This is a genomic window from Cryobacterium sp. PH31-AA6, assembly GCF_030063195.1.
GTDB lineage: Bacteria > Actinomycetota > Actinomycetes > Actinomycetales > Microbacteriaceae > Cryobacterium.
Map to the genome: position 1 here is coordinate 17,173 of NZ_JASISS010000003.1, position 18,770 is coordinate 35,942.

An 18,770-nucleotide genomic window follows, 5' to 3' on the forward strand; every position below is an offset into this window, starting at 1 on the left:
AGTACCGCATCCGCGAGGCCTGCAGCGAGACGAGCACCCAGGTCCGTAACAGGGAAGGGATGCCCGACGCGAATCTTCCATCCTACCGCCAGTCCGGTCGGCGACGACCGCGGTGGTCCGCTTCAGCCGCGCAGTCGCCGCATCGAAGCGGGCAGCTGGTCGAGAACGGCCTCCGACCCGGCGTAGATGCCGTCGCCGCGGGGCCAATGACTGATCACATCGGTGAAGCCGAGTGCGTCGGCCCGACCGACGGCATCCTCGAATGCCGCCACGCTCGCCAGCGAATACGACCCGCCGCTGTCCAGGTTGAGGTAGCGGTCGATCGTGGCGGGGTCGCGCCCCTCGGCGTGCGCGGTCTCGTCGAGCCGGGACGCGAGCCGCGCGACCGAGGCCCACCAGTCCTCGCCGCTGACGCCGTCGGCGCCGGTCGTGACCCAGCCGGCGCCGTGCCGCACGGCCAGGCGCAGCCCCTTCGGCCCGTTGGCCGCGATCACGAACGGAAGCCTGGGTGACTGCCGGGGCGCCCCGACCATTCGCGCGTTCACCGCGGTCGCCCACTCGCCGGTGAAACTGATGCCGGCGCCGCCCGGTTCCTCGTGGCGGAGGAGCACGTCGAGGTCGCCGACGAACTCCGAGAACCGCTCGTGCCGCTGCCGCGGCGTGAACTCCGGCTGACCGAGCACGAACGCGTCGAAGCCGGTTCCGCCCGAACCGACGCCGAGGAGCAGCCTGCCGCCTGCGATGTCATCCAGGGTCGCGAGTTCCTTGGCGAACGGCACCGGATGCCGGAAGTTCGGTGACGAGACGAAGGTGCCGAGCCGGATCCGCTCGGTCACCACGGCCGCGGCGGTGAGCGTGGGGATCGTGGCGTGCCACGGCTGGTCGGCCAGGCTCCGCCAGGACAGGTGGTCGTAGGTCCAGGCGTGGTCGAACCCGAGCGCTTCGGCGCCGACCCATTTCTTCCGGGCGAGCGCCCACGGATCCTGCGGCAAAATGACGATTCCGAAACGCATGCTGCGAGTCTACGGACCGTGCCGGCCGTCGCCTTATCAGCCCATGCCGCCGGTGCTATTAATGGGGCGCACGCTCACCGCGGGCGAGCACAGCGAAGGAGCACCAGATGAACGCCGCACTCTCCCCCGACCGGTTCTCCGGGAAGACCGCCATTGTCACCGGGGCAGGATCGGGCATCGGTCGGGCCACGGCCATCCGTCTGGCGCGGGAGGGCGCGACGGTTGTCGCGGCCGACATCTCCGCAGATCGCCTGGCCGCGCTCATGGCGGAGTTTCCCGAGCTCGGCTTCGTCACCGTTGACGGCGACGTGAGCCTCGAGGAAACCGTGCAGAGGATCGTCGCCGCCGCCGGAGACCGGATCGACGTTCTCGCCAACGTCGCGGGCATCATGGACGGCTTCCTCCCTGTCGGGGAGATCGACGACGAGACCTGGGAGCGGGTGTTCCGGGTCAACGTCACCGCCGTCATGAGGCTGACCCGCGCCGTGCTGCCGAGCATGCTCGAGGCCGGCTCAGGGTCGATCGTGAACGTCAGCTCGGAGGCCGGCATCAGAGGCGGCTGCGCCGGGGTCGCCTACACGGCGTCGAAGCACGCCGTGATCGGGCTCACCCGCAACACCTCCGTGATGTATGCCGCGAAAGGCATCCGTTCGAATGCGGTGGTGCCCGGCGGGGTAGCCACCAATATCGAGGCGCCGTTCAAGTCCGCCCTGGCCGGGGAGGCGCTCGGTCCAATCCTGCAGACGATCGTGCCGCCGATCGCCACGTCGGAGCAGCTCGCCGCGTCGATCACCTGGCTGGCCAGCGAGGACTCGGCCAATGTCACGGGCGCCCTGCTCGCCTCCGACGGCGGCTGGTCCGCAATCTGACCCCGGCGCCTGCGTTGCTGTGGCTGCGCATCCTCAGGACAGTCGGGGTGGCCGCACACGGCACGCGGCCGCGCGGGGTCACCGCCTGCACCCCGTCCAGGCGCCCCCCTCTCCGAGGGCATGAGGGGTGCGCAGGTCAGCGGCAGGTGCCACACTCGAGCCATGACTGGAAGCGAGCACTCACCGATCCGCTGCGGCATCGTCCCGCCGTATCTCCTGGTCCGGCTTGCCCGGCTCGATGACCCGCGGTTCGCCGCGGCGGCCGAGGCGGCCCGCCAGTCACTGCTCAGGGATGCCCCGCTGCGCACTGTGCGCGAGGCGCCGCATCCGCTTCCCGGTCCCGGGCTGCGCGCCGGTGCGGCACCCAAGCGGGTGCCGGGCACCATCGACCGCAGCATCTCGGATGCCGCCGGGCTGGAACGCCTGCCCGGTCGCCTCGCACGCGCGGAGGGCCACCCGCCCGTGCCGGATGTCGCGGTGCAGGAAGCCTGGGACGGCCTCGGCCGCACGCACGACCTGTTCTGGAGCCGGTTCGACCGGGACTCGGTCGACGACCACGGACTGCCGCTCGACGCCACCGTGCACTACGGGCGCAACTACGACAATGCGTTCTGGGACGGCGAGCGGATGGTCTTCGGCGACGGCGACGGGCTGGTTTTCAACCGGTTCACGGCGTCGCTGACCGTGATCGGGCACGAGCTCACCCACGGAGTGACCCAGTTCACCGCGAATCTCGCCTATCAGGGTCAGTCCGGCGCGATCAACGAGTCCCTGTCCGATGTCTTCGGTTCCCTCGTCGAGCAGCACGCGCGGGATCAGTCGACGGCCGAGGCTGGTTGGCTGATCGGTGAGGGACTCTTCACCGATCAGGTCCAGGGGGTCGCCCTCCGCTCGATGAAGGCCCCGGGCACCGCGTACAACGATGACGTCCTCGGCCGGGACCCGCAACCGGACAGCATGGCCGGCTACGTCGAGACCGAAGACGACAACGGCGGCGTGCACCTGAACTCCGGCATCCTCAACCGGGCGTTCTACCTGGTCGCCACGGCCCTGGGCGGCAACGCCTGGGACGCTCCGGGGCAGATCTGGTACGACACCCTGACCAACGGCACCCTGGGCGGCACCGCCACCTTTGCCGTGTTCGCCAGGGCCACCGTGCGGGCGGCCGTGAAGCGCTACGGGATCGGATCGGCGGAGCACCTGGCGGTCGTCTCCGGCTGGACCACCGTCGGTCTCGGGTCCGGTCTGGCAGCGGGCGTTCCCGGACCGAAACGATCGGAACGCCAGCGGCCGGAGTAGCATCGGGCGCATGAAGGTCGTCGTTTCACGAAGCGGTGGCATGGCCGGCATCCGAACCACCTGGGAGGTCGACGTCGACGCGCAGCCCGACGCCGACGACTGGGCCAGCCTGATCACGGCCCTGCCCTGGGCGGAGGTGGCGGTGCGCGCCCCGGAACCGGACCGATTCGTCTACCGCATCCGGTGCCCGCCGAACGAGGTGGTGCTCGCCGAACCACAGCTCTGCGGCCCGTGGAAGGAACTCGTCGACCGGGTGAAGGCGTCGCAATCCGGGGTGTCCGCGGCGGGGGGCAGGCGGGCCCGGTCGTCGCGGACGCCTGACTCGCCACTGGGTGATTTTGGAGTGAACTCCCAGCCTCCGGGATGAGCGCGGTCCCGGCCCCCGCCCGGATTGCTTTGTCGCCTGCTCGCATCCGACCCGATGGCGTGGGAATATGGGGCATGGACACCAACGACCTGTATCCGGTCCGGCACCTCAGCGAAGACGAGTGCTGGGAGTTGCTGATCTCGTCGAGTTTCGGGCGCCTCGCCATGAGCATCTCGGGGGAGCCGGACATCTACCCCGTGAATTTCATCGCCTCGGACCGGCGGCTCCTCTTCCGAACGGCGGAAGGGACGAAGCTCCTCGAACTGACGGTGAACGACAAGGTCGCCTTCGAGACCGATGGGATCGGCCGCGACGAGGCGTGGAGCGTCGTGGTACGAGGTCAAGCCCGCGTGCTGGACACGCAGGCGGAGATCGAGGCCGCTGACCAGCTCCCCCTGCGGCCGCTGATCCCCACGCTCAAGTACATCTACGTCGAGATCACCCCCCAGGTGGTCACCGGCAGGCGGTTCGAACTCGGGCCGGAACCCGAGCGCTACTAGGCAGAACGCCATGTCAACCACGCCTTCAGACAACACGGGTGAGCACACGCCGACCAGCACGCCGGGCATCGTCCTGATCACCGGGACCTCGTCAGGGATCGGGCTGCACGCCGCCATCGCGGCCGCCCGGGCCGGTCACACGGTCGTGGCCACCATGCGCAATCTCGAGGGCGCGCGCGCCCTGCGCGACGCGGCGGATGCTGCCGCGGTGACCCTGGACATCCGCCGCCTCGACGTGACCGAGGCTGAATCGGTGACCGAGGTGGTGGCCGAGATCGTCGACCGGTACGGCCGCCTCGACGCCGTGGTCAACAACGCCGGGTCCGGGCACGTGGGAACCATCGAGAACGAGACCATCGACCAGGTCAGGGCCGTGATGGAAGTGAACTTCTTCGGAGTGGTGTCCGTGACCCGGGCCGCGCTCCCCCACCTGCGCACCAGCGGAGGCCGGCTGATCACCGTCTCCAGTGTCGGGGGCGTGGTCGGCCAGCCGTTCAATGAGGCGTACTGCGCCGCGAAGTTCGCCGTCGAGGGATTCATGGAGAGCCTCGCTCCCGTGGCCCGCGCCGCCGGGGTCTCCGTGACCGTGGTCGAGCCCGGCGCGGTGGCGAGTTCGTTCGTCGCGAACGTCGGTTTCGATTTGACCGCGCCGCCCGCCTTCGGCGACCCGTATGCGGCCGGTCTGACCGCCTATCTGGCCCGGGCGGGTTCCTCCTTCGCCGCGGCCCAGTCGGCGGAAAGTGCCGGCGGCGTCGTCGCCGCGCTCCTCGAGGGCGATACGCCCGCGTTCCGCGTGCAGACCTCGGATGCCGCCCGCCAGTTCGTGGGTGTCAAGCTCGCCGATCTCGACGGAGCCGCCGTCCAGGGCCTGACCGGCAGCTGGATCGCCTAGCGTCCAGGCCCGAGCCCGAGCCCGTTTCCGCGGACCGCGCCCGCCACCGCGGGCGCGCTCCGCGGAAAGCGGCGCGGCGTGGGCGCTGCGGCATCCGGCCGGAGTGCTCGGCCGGAGTGCTCAGGCGAGGTCGTCGGCCGCGAGCCGGATCAGCCGGAGCAGGGCCAGGGCGTAGGCATCCGCGGTGTCGGCTGCGTCGTGGTTCTCCTCGGTCCCGGCCACCACGACGCCGACTCGGTAGCCGTCGAGACCGATCCGGGTGAGCGAGCGAAAGGCGCTGCCGAGCAATTCGCGCAGCTGGTCCTCGCGGGGCAGCCAGAGCGCATCCTCGAGGGCCAGCGAATCGAGGGCCCACTCCGTGGTGCCGTTGAAGCCGAGGATCGTGCCGGTGTCGAACTCGTGCGGCTCGATGGTCATCTCGCTGACCGTGAACACGTCGTTCTCGAAGCCCGACCGCTCGATTCGGAAGGCATCGCCCGAGGTCGGCCGCCAGCGCAACCCGGCGCCGGCCAGGGCCCGTGCGCGGTCCAGTGAGATCATTGCCCGTTACCTCCGCCCACTGACGTCGTCAGAGAGACAGTCTTCTGAGAGGACCGGAGTGACCCGATCGGTGAATCTCACTGTGCACGTCCAGCCGGGCAGCCGCAAGGGTCCGTCACAAGTCGTCAGGATTTCGGCAGGATCGGTGCCGGTGGTCGAGCGTGTCGAGGCCTCGCAGGTCTCGACCGGCTCGACCACCGCAGGCCCGACCACCGCAGGCTCGGCCACCGGGGGATGGATACCTAGCTGACGCCGAGCAGGTCGATCACGAAGATCAGCGTCTGACCGGAGAGACGGTGGCCTCCGCCGGCGGGGCCATAGGCCAGGTGCGGCGGCACGACAAGCTTGCGACGCCCGCCGACCTTCATTCCCGGGATGCCCTGCTGCCAGCCGGCGATCAGGGAGCCGAGCGGGAAGTTGATCGACTGGCCGCGGTTCCACGACGAGTCGAATTCGTCCCCGGTGTCGTACTCGACGCCCAGGTAGTGCACGTCGACGGTGGCGCCGGGGGTAGCCTCGGCTCCCTCGCCAACCACGATGTCGTTAACGGTGAGGGCCTCGGGCGCGGGGCCCTCCGGCGCGTCGAGTTCGGGCTTGGAGTTCAGATCAGTCATGGTCCTATCCAACCGGATTCGGCCGCCGTTCGCACACCGGAAAATTACCCCTTGCGCGAACGGGTCAGTGAGGCGCACTATGGGATCAGTAACTCGCCGGTCCGGGAGAGTCGTCGGCATCGCCACACCACCGGGCGGCGAGTTCTTTGTCTGCCACGGCGTTTGCCGCTGCTGCTGCCGGTCAGCGCACCGCACGGGCCTCGCCGACGATCGCGGCCCGGTCGTGGCGCACCAGAGCCAGCAGTTGCGCCTCATCGGCCCGGTCGACGTTTGCGGCGCGGCCGGTGAGCATCCGCTGGCGGGCGAAGGCCAGTCGGGTCGAGTCGGCGATGAAGTCGCGCATCCCGATTCGTCGGTCCTTCGGCTGCGCGGCCGCCCAGCTGAGCGCCTGCCTGCGCCCCGCCGGCGTCGCCAGCATGGCCACCTCGGCGGCGGAGAACCAGCCGACCTCCGCATACTCGGTCAGGCGGCGCCGCGTGATGCGCTCCTCCTGCCTGCGCAACAGCACCACCACCACGATGGCCGTGATGAAAAGCGGGACCTGTACGAGCAGGTAATAGGAGATCAGGGTCGCGTCGCCGACGAGCAGGATGAACGCCCCGTTCCAGAGAGCGTGCAGTGCGATCGCCACAAGCAACCCGAAGAGCACGGTGACGATGCCGCCGCCGGCCCGGCGCCGTCCCGCCAGCCCGACCGCAATGCCGGTGCTGGCCGTGAACATGACGTGCGCGAACGGGGAGAGCACGCCCCGCACGAGGAACGTGAAGCCGAGAGTCTGCACTCCCCCCTCGATCATCGCGACCCCGAAGTACTGGATGTTCTCCGAGAAGGCGAATCCCGCGGCGATGGTGGCGGCGTAGACCACACCGTCGACCGGGCCGTCGAACCGGCGGCGCAGCACCCAGAACAACAGCAGAATGCCGGCGCCCTTCGCCGATTCCTCGACGATCGGCGCCTGGATCACGCCGGTGAGGAAATCGGCGCCGTCGCCGGTAGTCGCCGCCCCGGACGCGGCCAGGGCCAGTTGCACCCCCAGGTCGAAGACGAGCGCCGAGACGACGGACACCCCGGCACCCCAGAGCAACGCGAACAGGAGGGCCGGCCGCGGCTCCGGCTCCCACCGGTCGATCCAGCGCACCGCGAGCAGGATCACGCTGAGCGGGACGAGCGCGAGCCCGAGGCAGATCAGCAACGCGGCAGGGCCGAGGAAAGTGGAGAGATAGACCAGCACCAGCAGCACTGCGGCCCCGCCGAAGACGATCCCGAGGATCGCGAGCGCGACGGTGGCGCCGCTCGGGCGGCGCACCGGGGTGGTCCACACCTGCCGCACCGGATGCGGGGCCGGGTTCACCTGGGGGCCGGCCCGACTCTGTCCGGGCGCCGGGGTCTCGAAGGTCATGACCAACACCCTACGACGGCGCCGGCGTCCCGCGTCGCTCAGGAGGCGAACATGGTCCCCGGGTTCAGGATGCCCACTGGATCGAACACGGCCTTGATCCGCCGTTGCAGGTCGAAGCTCGTGTCGCCGAGCTCTTCGGCCAGCCAGCGCCGTTTGAGCACGCCGACACCGTGCTCGCCCGTCAGGGTGCCGCCGAGTTCGAGCGCCGCCCGGAAGAGCTCGCCGGCGGCGACCCAGATCAGGTCGGGGACCGTCTGCTCCTCGTCGGCCAGCAACGGGTCGACCGGGATGACGAAATTCGGATGCAGATTGCCGTCGCCGGCGTGCGCGACGGTCGGGATGGGCACCCCCGTGCGTGCGCTGATCTCGGCGATCCGCTCGAACATCTCCTTCATCCGGGATCGGGGTACGCAGACGTCTTCGATCAGCACCTGGCCGTGGGCGGCCAGGGCCGGGTGCGCGGCCCGCCGCACGTCGAGCAGGCGCTCGGCGGAAGCGGCATCCGTGGACAGTCGTGCCTCACCGCCCGCCGCACGGAGCACGGCCACGGCCTGCTCGGCCTCCGTGCGGGCGGCCGGCCCGTCGGTCTGCAGCAGCAGGAATGCGCCCCGTCCGAGCGGCAGGTCGGCCGACACCGCCGGCCCGAGATGCGCGGCGATCATGGCCAGCGCGACCGGGTCGATCAGTTCCATCACGGCCGGCCGGATGCGTGCCGCCGTGATGAGCGCGGATGCCGCGGCCGCCCCGGCGACGTCGGGGAACACCGCGCCGACGGTGACCGTGTCCCCCGCCGGGATCGCCCTGGTACGCACGACCGCCTCCACGATCACACCGAGGGTGCCCTCCGACCCGGTGAGCAACGCGGTCAGGTCGTAGCCGGTGACGCCCTTCACCGTGCGGCGCCCGGTACGGAGCAGACTGCCGTCGGCGAGAACGACAGTGAGCCCGAGCACCGCCTCCCTGGTGACCCCGTACTTCACGCAGAGCAGTCCCCCGGCGTTGGTCGCGATGTTGCCCCCGACCGAGGAAATCGCCCTGCTCGCCGGATCGGGGGCGAACCACAGTCCGTGTTCGAGGAGTGCGTCGCCCAGCTGCTGGTTGATCACCCCCGGCTCGACCACCGCCAGTTCGTCCTCCGGCCGGATCTCCAGAATGCGATTCATCCCGGCGACGCTGAGCACGATCGACCCGTCCGTACCGCAGGCACCTCCGGCCAGCCCGGTCCCGGCCCCGCGGGTCACCACGGGAACGCCCCACTCCGAGGCGATGCGCAGCGTCGCCTGCACGTGTTCGACGGTGGCGGCCCGCACCACGGCCAGCGGCAACCCGGCGGCCACCCAACCGGATTTGTCGGCCCGGGATGCCCCGAGTTCGGCCGGGTCCACGCTGACGATCGTGCCCAGTTCGGCCTGCAGTCGCTCCAATGCGCTCATCCCGCCAGAGTACCGGCTCGACCGGGCGGCGGCGCCCACCCCGAACGGCGGCCATGTCCGATTTCCGCTATCGGGTCGAGCCGGAACCTGTCAGGCTGGAATCGTGACCACGACCGACACCAGCCAGCCCGCACCCCGCGGGCCCGAACGCAGCCCCGCCCGCCGAGGCCCCGCCACCGACCCGGCCTTCGCCGAACGCTACCGCGCCATGTCGTCACGGGATTCCCGGTTCGACGGGCAGTTCATCACGGGCGTGCACTCCACCGGCATCTACTGCCGTCCCAGCTGTCCGGCCGTCACCCCCAAGGCCTCGAACGTGTCGTTCTACCTCACCGCCGCCGCCGCGCACGAGGCCGGCCTGCGCGCCTGCAAACGCTGCCTGCCGGATGCCGTCCCCGGGTCACCGGAGTGGAACATCCGCGATGACCTGGCCGCCAGGGCGATGCGGTTGATCGTCGACGGCGCGGTCGAGCGGGAGGGCGTGGCCGGGCTCGCCGCACGGCTGGGCTACAGCGAACGTCACCTCACCCGGGTGCTCGTCGACGAGCTCGGCGCCGGCCCGCTGGCGCTGGCCCGCGCGCACCGCGCGCAGACCGCCCGGCTCCTGCTCGGTACGGGACTGCCGATCAGCGAGGTCGCCTTCGCCGCCGGTTTCGGCAGCATCCGCCAGTTCAACGACACCATCGCGGCCGTCTACGAGCGCACACCGACGGAACTGCGGGGCACGATGCGCCGTGCGGCCCCGTCCGGTGGGACCGCAACCAGGACCACGCACGAGACCGCGCACGGGACACCTGACGAGCCCGGGCATGGTGTCGCCGTCACCCTGCAGCTACCCGCCCGGGCGCCGTTCGACGGTCTCGGCGTGCTCCGCTTCCTCGGCGTTCGCGCCATCCCGGGCGTCGAGGTGGCCACGGCCGGGTCCTACTCGCGCACGCTGCGGCTGCCGAACGGTCTGGCTTCGGTCGAGCTGACCCTGGCCGGCACCCCGGGCTCCCCGCTCGTCGGCTGCGTCGCCCGACTGACCAGTCTCGCCGACCTCGCCCCCCTGGTCAGCCGGGTGCGGCGGCTGCTCGACCTCGACGCGGACGCCCAGGCCATCGACCACGCCCTCGCGGCCGATCCGCTGCTCGTCGCCTCCGTCGCCGCGACGCCCGGCATCCGGCTGCCGGGAAGCATGGACCCGGAGGAGACCCTGTTCCGTGCCCTCCTCGGCCAACAGGTCTCGGTGGACGCCGCGCGCACGGCGCTGTCCCGGCTCGCCGACGCCCTGGGCGAGTCGTTCCCGGATGCCGGCGCCACGCCGGGGCTGTCCCGCCTCTTCCCATCCGCCGCCCGGATCGCGGCGGACGGTCGCTCCGTGCTGCGCGGCCCGGCCGCCCGGATCGACACGGTGATCCGGGTCGCCGAGGCCCTCGCCTCGGGCGACCTCCTGCTCGGCTACGGGCAGACCCGGCCGGCGTTGGAGGCGAGCCTGATCGCCATGGCCGGGATCGGCCCGTGGACGGCCGGCTACGTGGCCATGCGGGTGCTGGGGAGCCCGGACATCCTGCTCACCAGCGACCTTGCGCTGCGTCAGGGCGCCGGCCGATTGTCCCTTCCGGCGGATGCCAAACGACTCGCCGCGCACGGCGCCGACTGGGCCCCGTGGCGAAGTTACGCCGGCATGCACCTGTGGCGAGCGGCAGGGGCACCCGCCGTTTCGCTGCCGGAACCGGTCTGATCGGCCCGGATGAGCGGCCCCACAGCCAAACCCCTCCGGCTGCCGATAGCCTGAACAGGTGAAATTCGCGCACCTCAGAGTTGAAGGCCAGTCCACTCCCCGTCTCGCCGCGGTATTCGACGAATCGGCGGTATTCCTCGACGAGATCATGGACGACGCCCCGCGCGACCTTCAAGACCTGATCGAGAAGGGCGATGACGAGTACGACCGGGTGCGCGCGCTGGCGATGAACACCGTGTCGCACGGCGCCACCCTCACCCCGCTTGATGAGCTGCGCTACTCCTCCGCGGTGCTCCGGCCGCCGCAGATCATCGCGATCGGCGCCAACTACGCCGCCCACTCCTCGGAGCTCAAGCTCCGCGCCGAGTCCGCGGCAACCGTGTTCTCGCTCTGGCCCAATTCACTGACCGGCCACGAGTCGACCGTCACCTGGGCGACCGATCACACGACGCAGGTCGACTACGAGGCGGAGGTCGGGGTCGTCATCGGCCGCGCGGCCCGCAACGTCGCGGTGCAGGACGCCCTCGACCATGTCTTCGGCTACACGGTCGTCAACGACATCACCGCCCGTGACCTGCAGTTCTCCGAGGCGCAGTGGTCGCGCTGCAAGTCCTTCGACGGCTTCACCCCCACCGGGCCGGTGGTCATCACGGCGGACGAGATCGGCGATCCACAGGACCTGTGGCTGACCACCCACGTGGATGGGCGGATCCTGCAGGATGCCTCAAGCGGTGACATGGTGCGCACGGTGGCGGAGATCATCTCCTACCTCTCCCGGACGTCGACCCTGATGCCGGGGACCCTCATCTCCACCGGCAGCCCCGGCGGCGCCGGTTACAGCCGCAAGCCGCCCGTATTCCTGCGCGACGGGTCGACCGTCACGGTGGCGATCGACAAGATCGGTCTGTTGACCACGCACTGCCGCGTGCTCTGACTACGAGCCGGATCTGCCCGGCAAGCGTAGTCTCGCTTCCAGGACCCGACGCGGTCGGAGAGGGGACCCGATGTCCACGATCTCGGTCGTCATCCCCTGCTACAACGACGCGTCGTTCCTCGCCGTCTGCCTCGAGGCTCTGGCGGCACAGACCCGCCCCGCCGACGAGGTCATCGTCGTCGACAACCTGAGCACGGATGCCTCGGCCGCGGTTGCGCGCGCCGGTGGCGCCCGGGTCGTCACGGCCCCGTTCCCCGGGATCTGGCCGGCAGCGGCGACCGGCTTCGACGCGGCGGGCGGGGACGTGATCGCCCGGCTCGACGCCGACTCGATTCCCCCGGCCGACTGGCTCGCCCGGATCGACGGGGCCTTCGCGGCATCGCCCGAGGTGGACGTCATCACCGGCCCGGGCGACTTCTACGATTGCTCGCCGACCGTGGCACGACTCGGCCGGGTCCTCTACATCGGCGGCTACTTCTGGGCGATCGGGCTGTGGCTGGGCGGTTCGCCGGTCTTCGGGTCCAACTTCGCCATCCGACGGGACACCTGGCGAGAGGTGCGTGAGCGCGTGCACCGCGACCGGGGGGACATCCACGACGATCTCGACCTCAGCCTCCACCTGGGTCCGTCGATCACGGTCGCCTACCAGCACACCCTGCGGGTCGGCATCTCGGCCAGGCCGTTCCAGAGCTGGGCCGGCTTCATCCGACGTCTGAACTGGGCGTATCGCACCCTCGCGCTGCATTGGCCCGCGGCCGCGCCGTGGCGGCTCCGGATCGAACGCCGCGCCTGGCGGGCCGGGGCCGGGCGGCGGGCAGAGCAGAGCCCGACCGGTCAGAGCCTGCCCTGACTCACAACCTCCCTGGCTCAGAGCCTGCCCTGAAACAGGGCGACCATGTCCCGCGCCAGCTGGTGCGGGGTGGTCTCGCAGGGGCTGTGCCCGGTCGCGTAGACCCGGCAGGCCGCGCCGATCCGGTTCGCGAACGCCCGATGCAGTCCGGTCGGCCAGAGGTCGTGCTCGCCGACCGCGACCAGCATCGGGATCGGCGACTCGAACAAGAGCCGCCGCACGTCCGGGGACCGCTTCATCAGGCCGACGATGTCGTCCACGCTGCGCCGGCTCGTGGCGTCGAACCGGGCCCGAACGAGCGCGAGCCGACCGGGCGGCGCATGATTGCGGTTGGTGAGCAGGCCCCAGATCAGCAGGGAGGCGATCCCGCGCGCCGGGATCAGCCAGCTCAGCGCACCGATCCAGCGCACCCGCCTGAACACCTGGCCTGCCTGCGGCGGCGCGCCGAGCAGGGTCAGCGAGGCGAACAGGTCCGGGCGTTCGGTGAGCGCGATCTCGGCGACGATTCCGGCGAACGAGTACCCGAGCACGTGCGACGGCGACGCCCCGTTCGCCAGGAGCGCGATCAGGTCGGTGACGAAGAGGCCGTAGCCGAACGGCTCGCCGCCCGGCGGCCCGGCCGCTGCGGATCCGGACTGCCCGGCCAGGTCGTAGCTCTCGACGAGGTAGCCGGCCTCGGCCAGCAGCGGCGCGAGCAACACGAAGTCTTCCTTCGACCCGGTGGCACCGGGAACGAGCACGACCCGCGGATGCCCCGGCTCGCCGATCACCGTCGCCGCGAGTGCGCCGCTCGGTGCGGGAAAGCGGAAGGTGCGGCTTCCCGGCGGCGGCACCGTCCAGTCTCGGTCGGCGAGTGCGCGATCCCGCGCGGCGGCCTCATCGAACGGGCGGGCATCCGGCTCGCCCACGCTTCGCCGCGACCGTGTGGACATGGCGTCAGAGTAGCGCTCCCTGGGGCGGCCCGCGAGAGCGCAAGGGGGGCCCGCCGCCACGCCCCCGCGGACCGCCCGACGCCGAGGTGCCCGCCCCCTGGTGGGGGCGGGCACTTCACAGCACTGGGGCGGCTCAGGGCGTCGGTTCGTCCTTACCGTCCAGGGCGAGCAGCTCTTCCTCGACGGCCCCGCCGTAGCCTTCCTTCTGCGGGTCGCCGTGCAAGCCGCCGGACACCGCGTACTCCTCCTCCGGGGAGAGCACGAGCCGGGTGCGGCCGTAGAGCGCGAAGATGAGCAGCATGACCACGTAGACCACGGCGATCGCCGCGATCGCCGGCCGAGCCGGTTCGTTGATGAAGAAGCCGAAGAAGATCGCGAGCGAGAGGATGCCGGCGATCACTGCCCCCGGCACGCCCCACGGGCTGCGGTAGGGGCGGTTCGCGTTCGGGTACTTTCGGCGCAGGATCACGAACGAGACCATCTGCAGCACGTACGCGATCACGGCGCCCCAGACGGCGATGTTGAGCACGATCGCCCCCGCGACCCCGGAAGCGCCGCCGAGCGAGTCGACCAGCACGAGGGCGACGAACCCGAACACGGCTCCGACGAGGAGCGCGACCCCGGGGGTCTGCCGTTTGCCGGTCAGGGAGAGGAACTTCGGGTAGTAGCCGGCCCGCGACAGCGAGTACATGTTGCGCCCGTAGGCGAACATGATGCCCTGCAGCGACGCGAGGAGACCGACGAGCGCGAACAGGGCCAGCACGGCGGCCGCCCCGTCGCCGACGATCGCCCGGAAGCCGTCGAGAAGGGGCTCGCCGGAGGTCGCAATGGCGCCGGCGCCGACGATCCCCGTGTTGAGGAACAGCACGAGCAGACCGGTGATGATGAGGGTGGTGCGGGCGATGAGTCCGGCCTTCGGGATGTCGCGGACCGGGTTGTGCGATTCCTCGGCGGCCAACGGAAGCTCCTCGATGCCCAGGAAGAACCACATCGCGTAGGGAAGGGCGAAGAGGATGGGGATCACGCCGTGCGGCAGGAACGTGGTCTGTCCGGCATCCGGAGCGATGTCGAAGAGCTTGTCGACGCTGAACAACCCGGAGAAGACCGCCATCGCGGAGAAGACGAGCAGGATGGCGATCGAGATGATCGAGACGACGATCGCGAACCGGAACGAGATCGCGGCGCCGGCCGAGTTGAGCGCGATGAACACGGCGTAGAGGATGACCCACCACATCCAGGCGGGCATCGAGAACCCGAGCAGTTCGCTGGTGATGCCGTCGGCGTAGGAGGCGGAGAAGTAGACGATCACCGCGGTGGTCGCCACGTACTCGATCGTCTCGGCCAGGCCGGTGACGAAGCCGCCCCACGGTCCCATCGCCGCCCGGGCGAAGGAGTACGCCCCACCGGTGTGCGGCATCGCCGACGCCATCTCGCCGATGCTGAAGATCATGCCGTAATACATCACGATCAGCAGGGCGAACGCGATCAGCATGCCGCCGAAGCCGGCGAAGTCGATGCCGAAGTTCCAGCCGGAGAAGTCCCCGGAGATGACCGCCGCGACGGCGAGTCCCCAGAGCCCCCAGATGCCCGCGCTGCGTCTGAGCCCACGTTTCTCGAAGTACCCCGCCTCCGCCGTCGTGTACTGCACGCCTGAGACGTTCAAGGTGTCTTTGGACATCCTGGTTTTCCTTTACGCTCTGGTTGCGCGCGCCCACGAGGACCGAACAACGCCGTCAGTTTTCTTGGCTTGACTATAGGACCCCAATGGTTGTGTGTACATACCTTTGGAAAAGAGATTGTCCTCGGATGCGAGAAAAATTGCTCCTACTCGATGGGAAGTTCTGTGTTCTAATGGTCGAGAACTTCACCATTTGACCGGCTCATCGAGGAGAACCACATGGCACCCCGCACCGGAAACCTGTCGTTGGAAGACTTGGCCGCGCTCATCGGGGTGGGTGAGATCGATACGGTCATCGTCGCATTCACTGACATGCAGGGCCGCCTGGTCGGCAAACGGGTCTCCGCCCGGCTCTTCCTCGAGGATGTCGCCAAGCACGGCGCCGAGTGCTGCAACTACCTGCTTGCCGTCGACGTCGAAATGAACACGGTAGACGGCTATGCCATGTCGAGCTGGTCCCACGGCTACGGCGATATGGCGATGATCCCCGACCTCGACACCCTGCGTCGCGCGCCCTGGCTGCCGGGGACCGCCCTCGTCACCGCCGACCTGCACTGGCTCGACGATTCCCCGGTCGTCGCCTCACCACGCCAGATCCTCAAGGCCCAGCTCGCCAGGCTGGCCGAACGCGGCCTGGTGCCGTTCGTCGGCACCGAACTGGAGTTCATGGTTTTCGACGACGACTACCGGGCGGCGTGGAAGAAGGGCTACCACGACCTGACCCCCGCGACCGACTACAACATCGACTACGCCCTGCTCGCCTCCACCCGGATGGAACCGCTCCTGCGGGACATCCGCAACTCCATGGACGGTGCCGGAATGTACTGCGAGGGCGTCAAGGGAGAGTGCAACCTCGGCCAACAGGAGATTGCGTTCCGATACGCCACGGCCCTGGAGACCTGCGACAACCACTCGATTTATAAGAACGGCGCCAAGGAGATCGCCGGCGCCCACGGCAAGAGCCTGACCTTCATGGCGAAGTTCAACGAGCGGGAGGGCAACAGCTGCCACATCCACATCAGCCTGCGCAGCACCGACGGGGACGCCGTCTTCGCCGACTCCGCCGACTCCTCCGGGATGTCGAAGATGTTCCGTCATTTCATCGCCGGACAGCTGGCCGTGATGCGGGAGCTGACCCTGTTCTCCGCCCCCAACATCAACTCGTACAAACGCTACGTCGAGGGCAGTTTCGCGCCGACCGCGATCGCGTGGGGCTTCGACAACCGCACCTGCGCCCTGCGCGTGGTGGGCCGCGGACTCGGCATGCGGGTGGAGAACCGGGTGCCCGGCGGCGACGTCAACCAGTACCTCGCCGTCAGCGCCCTGATCGCGGCCGGCCTGTACGGCATCGAGAACGAGCTGGAACTCGAGGACGCTTTCGTCGGCAACGCCTACGGCAGCGACGCGGTGCGGGTGCCGGCGTCTCTCCGCGAGGCCACCGCCCTGTTCGCGCAATCCGTCGTGGCGAGGGAGGCGTTCGGCGACGACGTCGTCGATCATTACCTCAACAACGCCAGGATCGAGCTGTCGGCGTACGACGCCGCAGTGACGGACTGGGAGCGGGTGCGCGGCTTTGAGCGTCTCTGACCGGCATCCGTCCCATCCCATCATCGGTCTGACCACCTATCTCGAACAGTCCAGCACCGGCGTCTGGGATGTGCCGGCCGCCTTCCTGCCCCGGGTCTACTTCGACTCGGTGATCAGGGCCGGCGGCATCGCCGTGCTGCTGCCGCCCCAACCTGCCGACCCTGACACGGTCGCCCGGGTGCTCGACACCCTCGACGGCCTGATCGTCACGGGCGGTAAGGACGTCGACCCTGCCCGCTACGGGCAGGCGGCCCACCCGGCCACCGACGAGCCCCGGCCGGACCGGGACGCGTGGGAGGACGAACTGCTTCGCCAGGCGATCGACCGGGGGCTGCCGTTCCTCGGCATCTGCCGGGGTGCCCAGCTGCTGAACGTCGCGCTCGGGGGAACCCTGCACCAACATCTGCCTGACCTTGTCGGCCACGGCAGCTACCAGGCCGGAGGCGGCGTGTTCAATGTCGTCGACGTGCGGGTCGAGCCCGAGTCGCGCCTGCACGGCCTGTTCGATGCCCTCGCCGGCCCGCACAGCGTGCCCGTCTACCACCACCAGTCGATCGACACCCTCGGCACCGGGCTCGTCGTGACCGCTCGCACCGACGACGGGGTGATCCAGGCCGTCGAACTCCCGGCCGTTCCCTTCGGGGTCGCCGTGCAATGGCACCCGGAACAGGTGGCCGAGGATCTGCGCCTGTTCGCTGGTCTCGTGCGTGCGGCCGACCGGTACCGCGACGACCGAAATCGCCCCAGCCACGAACGAAGGGAACTCTCGTGAGCAGCTACACCGTGATCAACCCGGCCGACGAGACCGAGGTGGCCGTGGTGGCTCACCTCGACCTGGCCGCCACCGACGAGGCGGTCGCCCGCGCCGGTGACGCGCAGAGGCTGTGGGCACCCGTCGCCCCGGCCGACAAGGCCGCCATCCTGCGCCGGTTCGCGGAGGCGGTGGACGGGGATCGGGAGAACCTGGCCCGGATCGAGGTGGCCAACTCCGGGCATCCGATCGGCCAGGCCCTCTGGGAGGCCGGCCACGTGCGGGACGTGCTCTCCTATTACTCCGCCGCACCCGAGCGGATGTTCGGCCGGCAGATCCCGGTGGCCGGCGGTCTCGATGTGACGTTCAACGAGCCGCTCGGTGTGGTCGGAATCATCACGCCGTGGAATTTCCCGATGACGATCGCCGCCTGGGGGTTCGCCCCGGCCCTCGCGGCCGGCAATGCGGTGCTCCTCAAGCCGGCCGAGTGGACGCCGCTGTCCAGCATCCGGCTGGGCGAGCTGGCCGTGGAGTCCGGGCTGCCGGAGGGACTCTTCCAGGTGCTTCCCGGGCGAGGGTCGGTGATCGGCGAACGCTTCGTCACCCACCCGGCCGTGCGCAAGGTCGTCTTCACCGGGTCGACCGCGGTCGGGAAGCGGATCATGGCCGGCTGCGCCGACCAGGTCAAACGGGTCACCCTCGAACTCGGCGGCAAGAGCGCCAACATCGTCTTCGCCGACTCCGACCTGGAGAAGGCCGCGGCGACCGCGCCGTACGGGGTGTTCGAGAACGCCGGCCAGGACTGCTGCGCGCGCAGCCGCATCCTGGTCCAGAAGAGCGTGTACGACCGGTTCATGGAGCTGCTCGAGCCGGCGGTAGCCGGGGTGAAGGTCGGCGATCCCACCGATCCGGCCACCGAGATGGGTCCGCTCGTGTCGGCCGGCCACCTTGCCGCCGTGGCCGCGTTCGTGCCGGACGGCTCCCCGGTCGCCTTCCGCGGTTCGGTTCCGGACGGGCCGGGATTCTGGTTCCCTCCGACCGTGCTCACCCCGGCCTCGCCCAGCGACCGTACGGTCACGGAAGAGATCTTCGGCCCGGTCGTCACTGTGCTCCCATTCGAGGACGAGGCCGACGCCGTGCGCCTGGCCAACGACAGCGAATACGGTCTGTCCGGATCGATCTGGACCAGGGACGTCGGCCGGGCGATCCGGGTTGCCCGGGCGGTTGAATCCGGCAACCTCTCGGTCAACTCGCACTCCTCGGTGCGCTATTCGACCCCGTTCGGCGGGTTCAAGCAGTCCGGCCTCGGCCGCGAACTGGGACCGGACGCCCCGCTCAATTTCACCGAAACCAAGAACGTTTTCATCGCCGTCGACTGAGTCCCGCCCG

The 18,770-nt window shown here is 69.9% G+C and carries 18 protein-coding genes; 11 read left to right on the plus strand and 7 right to left on the minus strand.

Annotated elements, in window-relative coordinates:
- Positions 1 to 122 precede the first annotated feature (122 nt).
- Complete coding sequence (locus QMG61_RS03470; RefSeq protein WP_283492947.1) at positions 123 to 1,013, minus strand: LLM class flavin-dependent oxidoreductase; 891 nt, start codon at positions 1,011 to 1,013, stop codon at positions 123 to 125.
- A 107-nt stretch (positions 1,014 to 1,120) separates the two neighbouring features.
- Here QMG61_RS03470 and QMG61_RS03475 point away from each other — a divergent pair, with 107 nt between their 5' ends.
- The 5 genes from QMG61_RS03475 to QMG61_RS03495 all read left to right on the plus strand — a co-directional run bounded on the left by QMG61_RS03475 (position 1,121) and on the right by QMG61_RS03495 (position 4,940).
- Positions 1,121 to 1,882, plus strand: a complete 762-nt coding sequence (locus QMG61_RS03475) for an SDR family NAD(P)-dependent oxidoreductase (protein WP_283492948.1) — start codon at positions 1,121 to 1,123, stop codon at positions 1,880 to 1,882.
- Between the two features lie 162 nt (positions 1,883 to 2,044).
- Positions 2,045 to 3,181, plus strand: coding sequence for a M4 family metallopeptidase (locus QMG61_RS03480; protein ID WP_283492949.1), 1,137 nt, complete (start codon positions 2,045 to 2,047; stop codon positions 3,179 to 3,181).
- 10 nt (positions 3,182 to 3,191) lie between these two features.
- Positions 3,192 to 3,548: a protealysin inhibitor emfourin gene (locus tag QMG61_RS03485; RefSeq protein ID WP_283492950.1), complete on the plus strand. Its 357-nt coding sequence runs from the start codon at positions 3,192 to 3,194 to the stop codon at positions 3,546 to 3,548.
- Between the two features lie 74 nt (positions 3,549 to 3,622).
- A complete protein-coding gene (locus tag QMG61_RS03490) occupies positions 3,623 to 4,048 on the plus strand; it encodes a pyridoxamine 5'-phosphate oxidase family protein (RefSeq protein ID WP_283492951.1) in 426 nt (141 codons plus the stop codon).
- 10 nt (positions 4,049 to 4,058) lie between these two features.
- A complete protein-coding gene (locus QMG61_RS03495) occupies positions 4,059 to 4,940 on the plus strand; it encodes an SDR family NAD(P)-dependent oxidoreductase (RefSeq protein WP_283492952.1) in 882 nt (293 codons plus the stop codon).
- A 120-nt stretch (positions 4,941 to 5,060) separates the two neighbouring features.
- On the opposite strand, the gene QMG61_RS03500 is transcribed toward QMG61_RS03495, so the two are convergent.
- From QMG61_RS03500 to QMG61_RS03515, 4 genes are all read right to left on the minus strand, one after another.
- Positions 5,061 to 5,480: a hypothetical protein gene (locus QMG61_RS03500; RefSeq protein ID WP_283492953.1), complete on the minus strand. Its 420-nt coding sequence runs from the start codon at positions 5,478 to 5,480 to the stop codon at positions 5,061 to 5,063.
- Positions 5,481 to 5,722: 242 nt separating this feature from the next.
- On the minus strand, positions 5,723 to 6,094 hold the full coding sequence (locus QMG61_RS03505) for an FKBP-type peptidyl-prolyl cis-trans isomerase (protein WP_283492954.1): 372 nt from the start codon (positions 6,092 to 6,094) through the stop codon (positions 5,723 to 5,725).
- Positions 6,095 to 6,275: 181 nt separating this feature from the next.
- Positions 6,276 to 7,493, minus strand: coding sequence for a PrsW family intramembrane metalloprotease (locus QMG61_RS03510; protein ID WP_283492955.1), 1,218 nt, complete (start codon positions 7,491 to 7,493; stop codon positions 6,276 to 6,278).
- Between the two features lie 38 nt (positions 7,494 to 7,531).
- Positions 7,532 to 8,926: an FAD-binding oxidoreductase gene (locus QMG61_RS03515; RefSeq protein ID WP_283492956.1), complete on the minus strand. Its 1,395-nt coding sequence runs from the start codon at positions 8,924 to 8,926 to the stop codon at positions 7,532 to 7,534.
- Positions 8,927 to 9,134: 208 nt separating this feature from the next.
- Between QMG61_RS03515 and QMG61_RS03520 the strand changes: the two genes are divergently transcribed.
- The 3 genes from QMG61_RS03520 (at position 9,135) to QMG61_RS03530 (ending at position 12,433) form a co-directional block, all read left to right on the plus strand.
- Positions 9,135 to 10,649 (plus strand): AlkA N-terminal domain-containing protein, encoded by a 1,515-nt coding sequence (locus QMG61_RS03520; protein ID WP_502847002.1) that lies wholly within the window; start codon positions 9,135 to 9,137, stop codon positions 10,647 to 10,649.
- A gap of 58 nt (positions 10,650 to 10,707) precedes the next feature.
- Positions 10,708 to 11,583, plus strand: a complete 876-nt coding sequence (locus QMG61_RS03525; RefSeq protein ID WP_283492958.1) for a fumarylacetoacetate hydrolase family protein — start codon at positions 10,708 to 10,710, stop codon at positions 11,581 to 11,583.
- A gap of 70 nt (positions 11,584 to 11,653) precedes the next feature.
- Positions 11,654 to 12,433 carry a glycosyltransferase family A protein gene (locus tag QMG61_RS03530; RefSeq protein WP_283492959.1) on the plus strand — a complete coding sequence of 260 codons (780 nt, stop codon included), beginning with the start codon at positions 11,654 to 11,656 and terminating at the stop codon, positions 12,431 to 12,433.
- Between the two features lie 17 nt (positions 12,434 to 12,450).
- On the opposite strand, the gene QMG61_RS03535 is transcribed toward QMG61_RS03530, so the two are convergent.
- Positions 12,451 to 13,365 (minus strand): alpha/beta fold hydrolase, encoded by a 915-nt coding sequence (locus tag QMG61_RS03535; protein WP_283492960.1) that lies wholly within the window; start codon positions 13,363 to 13,365, stop codon positions 12,451 to 12,453.
- 133 nt (positions 13,366 to 13,498) lie between these two features.
- Complete coding sequence (locus QMG61_RS03540) at positions 13,499 to 15,043, minus strand: amino acid permease (RefSeq protein ID WP_283492961.1); 1,545 nt, start codon at positions 15,041 to 15,043, stop codon at positions 13,499 to 13,501.
- Between the two features lie 219 nt (positions 15,044 to 15,262).
- On the opposite strand from QMG61_RS03540, the gene QMG61_RS03545 reads away from it, so the two are divergent.
- Genes QMG61_RS03545 through QMG61_RS03555 form a run of 3 tightly spaced genes read left to right on the plus strand, consistent with a single transcriptional unit; the run spans position 15,263 to position 18,760 of the window.
- Positions 15,263 to 16,630 carry a glutamine synthetase family protein gene (locus QMG61_RS03545; protein ID WP_283492962.1) on the plus strand — a complete coding sequence of 456 codons (1,368 nt, stop codon included), beginning with the start codon at positions 15,263 to 15,265 and terminating at the stop codon, positions 16,628 to 16,630.
- Positions 16,617 to 17,402 (plus strand): gamma-glutamyl-gamma-aminobutyrate hydrolase family protein, encoded by a 786-nt coding sequence (locus QMG61_RS03550; RefSeq protein ID WP_283492963.1) that lies wholly within the window; start codon positions 16,617 to 16,619, stop codon positions 17,400 to 17,402. Before QMG61_RS03545 ends, QMG61_RS03550 begins: the two co-directional genes overlap by 14 nt.
- A complete protein-coding gene (locus tag QMG61_RS03555) occupies positions 17,399 to 18,760 on the plus strand; it encodes an aldehyde dehydrogenase family protein (RefSeq protein ID WP_283492964.1) in 1,362 nt (453 codons plus the stop codon). Before QMG61_RS03550 ends, QMG61_RS03555 begins: the two co-directional genes overlap by 4 nt.
- Positions 18,761 to 18,770: the final 10 nt, after the last annotated feature.

Coding starts and splice junctions, on each gene's coding strand:
- QMG61_RS03470 (WP_283492947.1), bottom strand. CDS start 1,013: ATGCGTTTCGGAATCGTCATTTTGCCGCAGGATCCGTGGGCGCTCGCC.
- QMG61_RS03475 (WP_283492948.1), top strand. CDS start 1,121: ATGAACGCCGCACTCTCCCCCGACCGGTTCTCCGGGAAGACCGCCATT.
- QMG61_RS03480 (WP_283492949.1), top strand. CDS start 2,045: ATGACTGGAAGCGAGCACTCACCGATCCGCTGCGGCATCGTCCCGCCG.
- QMG61_RS03485 (WP_283492950.1), top strand. CDS start 3,192: ATGAAGGTCGTCGTTTCACGAAGCGGTGGCATGGCCGGCATCCGAACC.
- QMG61_RS03490 (WP_283492951.1), top strand. CDS start 3,623: ATGGACACCAACGACCTGTATCCGGTCCGGCACCTCAGCGAAGACGAG.
- QMG61_RS03495 (WP_283492952.1), top strand. CDS start 4,059: ATGTCAACCACGCCTTCAGACAACACGGGTGAGCACACGCCGACCAGC.
- QMG61_RS03500 (WP_283492953.1), bottom strand. CDS start 5,480: ATGATCTCACTGGACCGCGCACGGGCCCTGGCCGGCGCCGGGTTGCGC.
- QMG61_RS03505 (WP_283492954.1), bottom strand. CDS start 6,094: ATGACTGATCTGAACTCCAAGCCCGAACTCGACGCGCCGGAGGGCCCC.
- QMG61_RS03510 (WP_283492955.1), bottom strand. CDS start 7,493: ATGACCTTCGAGACCCCGGCGCCCGGACAGAGTCGGGCCGGCCCCCAG.
- QMG61_RS03515 (WP_283492956.1), bottom strand. CDS start 8,926: ATGAGCGCATTGGAGCGACTGCAGGCCGAACTGGGCACGATCGTCAGC.
- QMG61_RS03520 (WP_502847002.1), top strand. CDS start 9,135: ATGTCGTCACGGGATTCCCGGTTCGACGGGCAGTTCATCACGGGCGTG.
- QMG61_RS03530 (WP_283492959.1), top strand. CDS start 11,654: ATGTCCACGATCTCGGTCGTCATCCCCTGCTACAACGACGCGTCGTTC.
- QMG61_RS03535 (WP_283492960.1), bottom strand. CDS start 13,365: ATGTCCACACGGTCGCGGCGAAGCGTGGGCGAGCCGGATGCCCGCCCG.
- QMG61_RS03540 (WP_283492961.1), bottom strand. CDS start 15,043: ATGTCCAAAGACACCTTGAACGTCTCAGGCGTGCAGTACACGACGGCG.
- QMG61_RS03545 (WP_283492962.1), top strand. CDS start 15,263: ATGGCACCCCGCACCGGAAACCTGTCGTTGGAAGACTTGGCCGCGCTC.